Genomic DNA, 9797 nt, shown 5'->3' on the forward strand with positions numbered 1-9797 from the left:
TGGTCCGCGCCGGCGACGGTGGCCGCAGCGGCGGCCGGCAGGACGGGCGCCTCGGCCTTGCCGCCACGCCGCCTGCGCGTCGCAGACGAGCGCTTCGGCTGCGCGGACTCGGGCTCGGCCTCGGCTGCGCGAGGCTCGACCGCCACCGCGGCGTCCTCGGCGTGCCCGGCGCCCTCGGAGGTCGCCTGCGCCACCGTCTCCGCCGGCAAGACAGGCGCTGCCGGCGCGCTTTCGATGGCGGTCTCGCCCTCCTCCACCGTGGCGGCGACATCCGCCTCGACCGCCCCCCCTTCAGCCGCGGGCTCCTCCAGCGCTCGTGCCGCGCGGCCGCGACCGCGACCGCGACCGCGCCGCGGCTCCGAAGCGTTGGCGGAAGTCTCCCCGCCCGCGCCGGCAGGCGAGCTGGCGTGCTCCGCGCCGGGCTCCGCCTCGGCGACGCCCACGGTCGGCTCGGTGCGCGGGGCGGCACGCTCCACCACCAGGGACTCGCCCGCCATGGTGAACTCCTCGCGCATGCGGGGTGCGGCCAGCCCCGGGCCGGGGCGGGTGACGAAGATGCCCGACTTCTCGTCGCGGCCGAGTTCCAGCAGGCCGCGCGCCTGCGCTTCCTCGAGCAGGTTGCCGAAGGCGCGGAAGCCGAAGTAGCTCTCGTTGAAATCGGGCTTGCGGCGCTTGATCGCCTCCTTGAGCATCGAGGACCAGATCTTGCCGCTCTCGCCGCGTTCGGCGAGCAGCGCGTCGAAGGTCTCGACGGCAATGTCGATCGCCTTGCTGCGGCGCGACTCGAGCTCCTCGCGGCGGGCCTTGTCCTCCTCGGGCTGCTTGCGGCTGGCGGGCGGGTTGTCGCGCGCCTCGCGCTTGGCTGCGGCGCGCTGGCTGTCGCGCACGAGGTCGTCGTAGAAGATGAACTCGTCGCAGTTGGCGATCAGCAGGTCGGAGGTGGACTGCTTGACCCCGACGCCGATCACCTGCTTGGCGTTCTCGCGCAGCTTGGACACCAGCGGCGAGAAGTCCGAGTCGCCGCTGATGATCACGAAGGTGTCGACATGCGACTTGGTGTAGCACAGGTCGAGCGCGTCGACCACGAGCCGGATGTCGGCCGAATTCTTGCCGGACTGGCGCACGTGGGGGATCTCGATGAGCTCGAAGTTGGCCTCGTGCATCGCCGCCTTGAAGCTCTTGTAGCGGTCCCAGTCGCAATAGGCCTTCTTGACCACGATGCTGCCCTTGAGCAGCAGGCGCTCGAGCACCCGCTTGATGTCGAACTTCTCGTACTTCGCGTCCCGCACGCCCAGCGCCACGTTCTCGAAGTCGCAGAACAGCGCCATGCTGATGCTGTCGGGGGAGGAAGCCATGGAAATCTCCGTTTCTGATGAGCCGCCGATGTTAAGCCCTCGCCGCGGTGCGTGCCACCGGATGTACCGCCGCGGCCCGCCTTGGGGCGTGCATGCCTGCCGGTTTGTCCTATGCTTGAGACTCTGGACGCATTCCAACAGGAGAACAGCCATGATCAAACCCGCCGCCCTCGCCGCCGCGCTCCTTGCCACCACGCTCGCCCTGCCCGCCCTCGCCGCCGAGCGTGCGAGCGCCCGTTTGCTCGATCGCCAGGGCGCCGAGGTGGGCACCGCGACCCTGGTCGAGGGGCCCCACGGCGTGTTGGTCCACGTGGTCGCCAAGGGACTGCCGCCCGGGCCGAAGGCGATCCACATCCATTCGGTGGGCACCTGCGAGGACGGCACGCAGGGCTTCGTCGCCTCGAAGGGCCACCTGAACCCGGCGGCAAGGCCGCACGGGCTGATGAACCCGGATGGCCCCGACGCCGGCGACCTGCCCAACCTCTTCGTGCATGCCGACGGCGGCGTCGAGGCGGAGTTCTTCACCGCCCTCGCCAGCCTCTCGGGCGCGGGCGGACGCGCCGCCATCCTCGACGCCGACGGCGCCGCGCTGGTGATCCACGAGAACCGCGACGACCACGCCAGTCAGCCGATCGGCGGCGCCGGCGGGCGCTTCTTCTGCGGTGTGATCCGGGCGCAGTGAGCGGATCAGATCGCCTCAGCCGTTGCGAAGCCGGGTCGCGCGCCCACCCGCCCGCCGCCCTCGCAATGGCGTCGGCGCTCGTCCTGACGCTCGCCGCCGCGGGCTGTGCGCCACCCACCGAAGAGGCGGCGCTCACCCCCCGCGGCATCGGTCCGATGTTGCTCGGCGTTCCGCTTGCCGACGCCGCCCGCGCCACCCGGCGCTTCGATCCTGCCGCCGCACGGATCGGCCCGGGCTGCGACGAACGCGACCAGATCGGCGTGGTGCTGCGTGTGGCCGGCGAGTCGCTGTCGGTGATGGCGATGGCCGGCGCCGACGCCAGGATCGAGGAGATCCTCGCCATCCCCGCGCAGGGCGCCGGCGCGGTCACGCTGGCCGATGCCGAGGCCTGCCGTGCGCACGGCGCCGCCTACGCGGCCAGCCTCACCCCCCGGCTCGGCGCGGCGCCCACCTGGTCGGTGCACGAACGCCCGGTCTCGCACGAGTTCGTCTTCGCCTTCGCCGGCGACGTACGCGTGGTGGCACGCTGGTTTTCCGGCGGCAGGAGCTGCGACCTGCTGCTGCAGTACGGCGGCAAACCCGCCGCCAGCCCCTGAGCACCGCGACCGTCCGGGGCCCTGGCGGCGCCTCCGCCGCGGCTCCGCAGCGCGGCAGCCGCGCACTCGCAGCCGGGAACGCGCGGTCCGACACGGGGCACGCCAGGGCGATCCGGGGTATGCTTGCTGCACCGGGTTGATTCTGTTATTAAGTCGGACCTCACCAATCAACACCCTCTACGGAAGTCGATCCATGGCTGAAGATACCCTGCACAAGCAATTCCCGCCCTACGTTCCCGCTGCCGGCGAGGAATACATGAGCGAGAAGCAGCTGGCCCACTTCCGCGCGATCCTCGATTCGCTCAAGGGCGAGCTGGTGGATGACATCGAGCGCACGGTGCACACGATGCAGGACGAGGCGACCGTGTTCGCCGACCCCAACGACCGCGCCAGCCAGGAGTCCGACATCGCGCTCGAGCTGCGCAACCGCGACCGCGAGCGCAAGCTGATCAAGAAGATCGACGAGACGATCGGTCGCATCGAGGCCGGCGAATACGGCTACTGCGACAGCTGCGGCGTCGAGATCGGCCTCAAGCGCCTCGAGGCGCGCCCGACCGCGACCTTGTGCATCGACTGCAAGACGCTGGAAGAGATGCGCGAGCGCCAGGTCGCGAAGTAATCCGCCGCTCCCGGTCGCGACCGGGACGGACAACAAAAAAGGACGCCTGGGGCGTCCTTTTTTGTTGTCCGCACGCCGTGCTGCAGCGCGTGGCGGGCCGCAGCCCGCCATCCGCCATCCGCCATCAGCCGGCGTTTTCGTTCAGCAGCGCCTTCATGCTCAGGCGGATCTTGCCGCGCTCGTCGGTCTCGAGGACCTTCACGCGCACGACCTGGCCTTCCTTGACGTAGTCCGAGACGTTATTCACGCGCTCGTTGGCGATCTGCGACACGTGCAGCAGGCCGTCGCGGCCCGGCATGATGTTCACGATGGCGCCGAAGTCGAGCAGACGCACGACCGGACCTTCGTAGACCTTGCCGACCTCGACCTCGGCGGTGATCGCCTCGATCCTGGCCTTCGCCGCCTGGGCGCCCTCGGCGCTGACCGACGAGATCTTGACCGAACCGTCGTCCTCGATCTCGATCACGGTGCCGGTCTCTTCCTGCAGCGCGCGGATCACCGCGCCGCCCTTGCCGATCACGTCGCGGATCTTCTCGGGGTTGATCTTCATGTTGATCATGCGCGGAGCGTACTCGGACACCTGGCCGCGGCTGGTGCCCAGGGCCTGCTGCATGAGGCCGAGGATGTGCAGGCGGCCTTCCTTGGCCTGCTCCAGCGCGGCGTGCATGATCTCCTTGGTGATGCCCTGGATCTTGATGTCCATCTGCAGGCCGGTGATGCCGTTCTCGGTACCGGCGACCTTGAAGTCCATGTCGCCGAGGTGGTCCTCGTCGCCCAGGATGTCGGTCAGCACCGCGAAGCGGTTGCCGTCCTTGATCAGACCCATGGCGATGCCGGCGACGTGGTTCTTCAGCGGCACGCCGGCGTCCATCATGGCGAGCGAGCCGCCGCACACCGAGGCCATCGACGAGGAGCCGTTGGATTCGGTGATCTCGGAGACCACGCGCACGGTGTAGGAGAACTCTTCCGGCTTGGGCAGCATGGCGACCAGCGAGCGCTTGGCCAGGCGGCCGTGGCCGACCTCGCGGCGCTTGGTGATGCCGAAGCGGCCGGTCTCGCCGGTGCAGAAGGGCGGGAAGTTGTAGTGGAGCAGGAAGCGCTCCTTGTACTCGCCGGCGATGGCGTCGATGATCTGCTCGTCGCGGCCGGTGCCCAGGGTGGCGACCACCAGGGCCTGCGTCTCGCCGCGGGTGAACAGCGCCGAGCCGTGGGTGCGCGGCAGCACGCCGGTGCGGATCTCGATCGGACGCACGGTGCGGGTGTCGCGGCCGTCGATGCGCGGCTCGCCGTTGAGGATGCGGCTGCGGACGATACCGGACTCGAGGTTGAAGAAGAGGTCCTTCAGTTCATTGACCGAGGGCGCGTTCTCCACGCCTTCGGTGAGCTGGCCGATCACGCGCTTGCGGATCTCGGACAGGCGGGCCGAGCGCTCCTGCTTGCTGGTGATGCGGAAGGCCTCTTCCATCTCGGCCTTGGCGAGCTCGGTGACCTTGGCGATCAGCGCCGCATTGGCGGGCGGCGCCTGCCAGTCCCATTCGGGCTTGCCGGCAACCTCGACGAGATCGTTGATGGCCTTGATGGCGGTCTGCATCTGCTCGTGGCCGAACACCACGGCGCCGAGCATGACATCCTCGGGCAGCTCCTGGGCTTCGGACTCGACCATCAGCACGGCGGTCTGGGTGCCGGCGACGACGAGGTTCATCGCGCTCGACTGCAGCTCGGTGGCGGTCGGGTTGAGGATGTACTTGCCATCGAGGTAGCCGACGCGCGCGGCGCCGACCGGGCCGTTGAAGGGCAGGCCGGAGATCGCCAGCGCGGCCGAGGCACCGATCATCGCCGGGATGTCGGAGTCGATCTCGGGGTTCAGCGACAGCACGGTGACGATGACCTGGACTTCATTCATGAAGCCGTCGGGGAAGAGCGGGCGGATCGGACGGTCGATCAGGCGCGAGGTGAGGATCTCCTTCTCGCTCGGGCGGCCTTCACGCTTGAAGAAGCCGCCGGGGATACGGCCCGCGGCATAGAACTTCTCGACGTAGTCGACGGTGAGCGGGAAGAAGTCCTGGCCCGGGCGGGCTTCCTTGGCGCCGACCACGGTGGCCAGCACCACGGTCTCGTCCATGTTCACGATGACGGCGCCGCCAGCCTGGCGGGCGACTTCGCCGGTTTCCAGGGTCACGGTGTGGGCGCCGTAGGCGAAGGTTTTCTTGATTGCGGTAGGCAAGTTGGTATTCCTTGTTCTTTCGGTGGATGCAGCAAACGACAACTGCTTGCGGCGGGCCGTCCGAGCGGACGGCCAGGCACCGCGGAGGGACGGTCTCGGGCGGGCGCGCGAACGCGGCGGGAGAACGGCAAAAAGCCGGCGCGGCCGCAGGGGCACGCACCGGCTTTGCTGGCTTACTTCGCCCTGATCGGCGCTGTCGGACTCGTCACGGACAGCAATTACTTGCGCAGGCCCAGACGCTCGATCAGATTGCGGTAGCTGTCGGCGTTGCGACCCTTCAGGTAGTCCAGCAGCTTGCGGCGCTGGCTGACCATCTTCAGGAGGCCGCGGCGGGAGTGGTGATCCTTCGCGTGCTCCTTGAAGTGGGGGGCGAGACCGTTGATGCGGGCGGTCAGGAGCGCGATCTGGACTTCCGGGGAGCCGGTGTCGCCCTGGGCGCGCTGGAAGTCGGAGACGATCTTCGACTTGGATGCGATATCGAGAGCCATGTGTGTCTTTACTCGTGTGTTCTGCCAATCAGAAGCGGCGGATTATACCCAAAGCCGCGCCAGTTACTCAATCAAAATCATGCGGATGCATCTTCGCTCCGCCCACCGGTGGCGATCAGCCGGCGCGCCGCCAGGCGTCCGTCGTCCTGCCACTGCGCCAGGCCGAGGAAGCCCCCCGGCCCGTAGGCGCGCACCTTCGCGCCCGGCTGCGCGCCCGCGAGCGCGAGCGTGCGACCCTGCAGCAGGCCGCGCGCCGCCTCGGCATCGAGCTGCAGCACCGGAAAGCCCGCCACCAGCGCATCGACCGGGGCGAGCAGCGCATCGCGTCCGCCCTCGCCGGCCGCCTCCAGCGCTTCGAGCGTGAGCGCACCGGACAGGTCGAAGGCGCCGATCGCGGTGCGCCGCAACGCCGCCAGGTGGGCACCGCAACCGAGCGCGGCGCCGATGTCCATCGCGAGGCTGCGGATGTAGGTGCCCTTGCTGCAATGCACGCGGATCGTGAAGCGTTCGCCTGCGAAGTCGAGCAGTTCGAGCGCATGGATCACGACCCGGCGCGCCGCGCGCTCGAGCTCGATGCCCGCGCGCGCGTACTCGTAGAGCGCCTTGCCGTCGCGCTTGAGCGCCGAATACATCGGCGGCACCTGCTCGATCTCGCCGCGGAAGCGCTCCAGCACGGCTTCGAGCGCGGCGCGATCCACCGCCACCGGACGGGTGGCGAGCACCTTGCCCTCGGCATCGCCGCTGTCGGTGTCCACGCCGAGCCGCACCACCGCCTCGTAGATCTTGTCGGCGTCGAGCAGCATCTGCGAGAACTTGGTGGCCTCGCCGAAGGTGAGCGGCAGCAGTCCGCTCGCCATCGGATCCAGCGTGCCGGTGTGGCCGGCCTTGGCCGCCGCAAGCAGGCGCCGTGCGGTCTGCAAGGCACCGTTCGAGCTCATGCCCTGCGGCTTGTCGAGCAACAGCACGCCGTCGACTTCGCGGCGGACGATCCTGCGTTGCGGCTGGCCCTTGCGCTTCGGCCGCGCCGGCTCAGCCGCGACCTCAGCCGCGGGAGCGAGCGTCATCATCCGTGCCGGTGTTGTCGCCGCCGCCAGCCTCGTCGTGCTGGCGGGCCTCGTCTTCCTTCACCACCTCGTCGATCAGCTGCGACAGGCGCGAGCCCTCTTCCACCGAACGGTCGTAGTGGAAGTGCAGCTCCGGGATGGTGTGGATGCGGATGCGGCGGCCGAGCTCGCGACGCAGGAAGCCGCTCGCGCGGCGCAAGCCCTGCAGGATCTCGGGCACGTCGGCCTCGCCCGTCATGTTGGTGAAGAACACCTTGGCGTGGGCGTAGTCGGGGGTGATCTCGACATCGGTCAGGGTGATGAAGCCGACGCGCGGGTCCTTCACCTCGAGGCGGATCAGCTCGGCCAGCTCGCGGCGGATCTGCTCCACCACGCGCTGGCTGCGGGAATACTCCTTGGGCATCGATTACAGGGTCCTCGCCACTTCCTTGATCTCGAAGACCTCGAGCTGGTCGCCTTCCTGGATGTCGTTGTAGTTGCGCAGCTGCAGGCCGCACTCGTAGCCGAACTTGACTTCCTTGACGTCGTCCTTGAAGCGCTTGAGCGACTCGAGCTCGCCGGTCCACAGCACGGTGTGGTTGCGCAGCAGGCGGACGTGCGAATTGCGGCGCACGACACCCTCGAGCACGTAGCAACCCGCGATCGAGCCGACCTTGGAGATCGTGAACACCTGGCGGATCTCGACCAGGCCGGTGACTTCCTCGCGCTTCTCCGGCGCCAGCATGCCCGACAGCGCCGCCTTCACCTCATCGACGGCGTCGTAGATGATGTTGTAGTAGCGGATATCGACACCGAAGGTCTCGGCCAGCTTGCGCGCCCCGGCATCGGCACGGGTATTGAAGCCGATGATGACCGCGCCCGAGGCCTGCGCCAGGTTGACGTCGGATTCGCTGATCGCGCCCACCGCACCGTGGATGACGTTGACGCGGACTTCGTCGGTGGAGAGCTTCTGCAGCGACTGCACCAGCGCCTCCTGCGAACCCTGCACGTCGGCCTTGATGATGAGCGCCAGGCTCTTGACCTCGCCCTCGGACATCTGCTCCATGAGCGTCTCGAGCTTGGCGGCCTGCTGCTTGGCGAGCTTGACGTCGCGGAACTTGCCCTGGCGGAAGAGCGCGATCTCGCGCGCCTTCTTCTCGTCGGCCAGCGCGATCGCCTCGTCACCCGCGGACGGCACGTCCGACAGGCCGAGGATCTCGACCGGGATGGACGGACCGGCCTCGTCGATCTGCTTGCCGTTTTCGTCCAGCATCGCGCGGATGCGGCCGAAGGTGGCGCCGGCGAGCAGCACGTCGCCCTTGCGCAGCGTTCCCGACTGGACCAGCAGCGAGGCCACCGGGCCACGACCCTTGTCCAGGCGCGCCTCGATGATCAGGCCCTTGGCGGGCGTGTCCTTGGGCGCGGTGAGCTCGAGCACCTCGGCCTGCAGCAGCACGGCCTCGAGCAGCTCGTCGATGCCGGTCCCCTTCTTGGCGGACACCGGCACGAACATGGTGTCGCCGCCGTAGGCCTCGGGGATCACCGACTCGGCGATCAGCTCCTGGGTCACGCGCTCGGGGTTGGCGTCGGGCTTGTCGATCTTGTTGATCGCCACCACCAGCGGCACGCCGGCCGCCTTGGCGTGGTGGATCGCCTCGCGCGTCTGCGGCATCACGCCGTCGTCGGCCGCGACCACCAGGATGACGATGTCGGTCGCCTTCGCCCCGCGGGCACGCATCGCCGTGAAGGCCTCGTGGCCCGGGGTGTCGAGGAACGTGAGCATGCCGCGCGCGGTCTCGACGTGATACGCGCCGATGTGCTGGGTGATGCCGCCGAACTCGCCCGCGGCGACCTTGGCGCGGCGGATGTAGTCGAGCAGCGAGGTCTTGCCGTGGTCGACGTGGCCCATCACGGTGACCACCGGCGCACGCGGCAGCACGTCGGCATCCTTGTGCGCTTCGCTCTCCTCGAGGAAGGCATCCGGATCGTCGAGCTTCGCGGCGACCGCCAGGTGCCCCATCTCCTCGACGATGATCATCGCGGTTTCCTGGTCGAGCACCTGGTTGATGGTGACCATGGAGCCCATCTTCATCAGGACCTTGATCACCTCGGTCGCCTTCACCGCCATCTTGTGGGCGAGGTCGGCGACGGTGATCGTCTCGGGCACGTGCACCTCGCGCACGATCGGCTCGGTGGGGGCCTGGAAGGACGAACGGTCGTCCTGCTGGTTGCGGCCGTGACGGCCGCCGCCCTTGCCGGCGCCGCGCCAGTTGCTGCCGGTGGTGGCACCGACCTCGCCGCGCGTCTTCATGCCGCCGCGGCGCTTGCTGGCGCCGTCGGCCTCGCGCGCCGGGGCCGCGGGGGCCGTACGCTTGACTTCCCGGCTGGCGGGCTTGTCCTCGGTCTTGGCGGGCCGATGCAGGGTGCCGGTGGTCGGCTTGGCGGCCGCCTTGGCGGGCTCTTCCTTCTTCTGCTGCTCGGCACGCAGGCGGGCTTCTTCCTCGGCCTTGCGCGCCTCGGCGGCGGCCTTGGCCGCAGCCTCGCGCTCCTGGCGGGCACGCAGGTCGGCCGCCTGGCGCTCCTTGAGCGCGCGCTGACGATCCTCGTCACGCTTGCGCGCGGCGACCTCCTCCTCGCTGAGGATCTCGGAGAGCGGCAGCGGCTTGCTCAGCACGGTGGTGACCTGCGGCTGGGGCGCGACGGGCTCCTGGCGCTGCGGACGCTCGCCACGGCCATGGCGACCGCCCTGCTGGGCCGGTCGCGCCGCGCTGGCGGCGGGGGCGGCGGGGG

At 69.3% G+C, this 9797-nt stretch carries 9 protein-coding genes; 3 read left to right on the forward strand and 6 right to left on the reverse strand.

Going from position 1 to position 9797, the window contains the following annotated elements:
* Positions 1 to 1355 (reverse strand): NYN domain-containing protein (locus C665_RS21180; protein ID WP_004322615.1); only part of this gene is annotated, 1355 nt, incomplete at its 3' end.
* Between the two features lie 151 nt (positions 1356 to 1506).
* On the opposite strand from C665_RS21180, the gene C665_RS16095 reads away from it, so the two are divergent.
* The 3 genes from C665_RS16095 (at position 1507) to dksA (ending at position 3252) form a co-directional block, all read left to right on the forward strand.
* A complete protein-coding gene (locus C665_RS16095; RefSeq protein WP_004322617.1) occupies positions 1507 to 2037 on the forward strand; it encodes a superoxide dismutase family protein in 531 nt (176 codons plus the stop codon).
* Positions 2038 to 2102: 65 nt separating this feature from the next.
* On the forward strand, positions 2103 to 2633 hold the full coding sequence (locus tag C665_RS16100) for a hypothetical protein (RefSeq protein ID WP_004322618.1): 531 nt from the start codon (positions 2103 to 2105) through the stop codon (positions 2631 to 2633).
* Between the two features lie 193 nt (positions 2634 to 2826).
* A complete protein-coding gene (gene dksA, locus C665_RS16105; RefSeq protein ID WP_004322620.1) occupies positions 2827 to 3252 on the forward strand; it encodes an RNA polymerase-binding protein DksA in 426 nt (141 codons plus the stop codon).
* A gap of 124 nt (positions 3253 to 3376) precedes the next feature.
* Here dksA and pnp read toward each other — a convergent pair whose 3' ends face one another.
* The 5 genes from pnp to infB all read right to left on the reverse strand — a co-directional run.
* Positions 3377 to 5476 carry a polyribonucleotide nucleotidyltransferase gene (gene pnp, locus C665_RS16110; RefSeq protein ID WP_004322622.1) on the reverse strand — a complete coding sequence of 700 codons (2100 nt, stop codon included), beginning with the start codon at positions 5474 to 5476 and terminating at the stop codon, positions 3377 to 3379.
* A gap of 218 nt (positions 5477 to 5694) precedes the next feature.
* The gene (gene rpsO, locus C665_RS16115; RefSeq protein ID WP_004322624.1) at positions 5695 to 5964 is read right to left on the reverse strand and encodes a 30S ribosomal protein S15; all 270 of its coding nucleotides are present in this window, start codon (positions 5962 to 5964) and stop codon (positions 5695 to 5697) included.
* Positions 5965 to 6041: 77 nt separating this feature from the next.
* The gene (gene truB, locus C665_RS16120; RefSeq protein ID WP_004322626.1) at positions 6042 to 7028 is read right to left on the reverse strand and encodes a tRNA pseudouridine(55) synthase TruB; all 987 of its coding nucleotides are present in this window, start codon (positions 7026 to 7028) and stop codon (positions 6042 to 6044) included.
* Positions 7006 to 7431: a 30S ribosome-binding factor RbfA gene (rbfA, locus tag C665_RS16125; RefSeq protein WP_004322627.1), complete on the reverse strand. Its 426-nt coding sequence runs from the start codon at positions 7429 to 7431 to the stop codon at positions 7006 to 7008. Before rbfA ends, truB begins: the two co-directional genes overlap by 23 nt.
* 3 nt (positions 7432 to 7434) lie before the next feature.
* Positions 7435 to 9797, reverse strand: a 2363-nt coding sequence (gene infB / locus C665_RS16130; RefSeq protein ID WP_004322629.1) for a translation initiation factor IF-2, incomplete at its 5' end; no start/stop codon positions are given.

This window comes from Thauera aminoaromatica S2, from assembly GCF_000310185.1.
Taxonomy (GTDB): domain Bacteria; phylum Pseudomonadota; class Gammaproteobacteria; order Burkholderiales; family Rhodocyclaceae; genus Thauera; species Thauera aminoaromatica.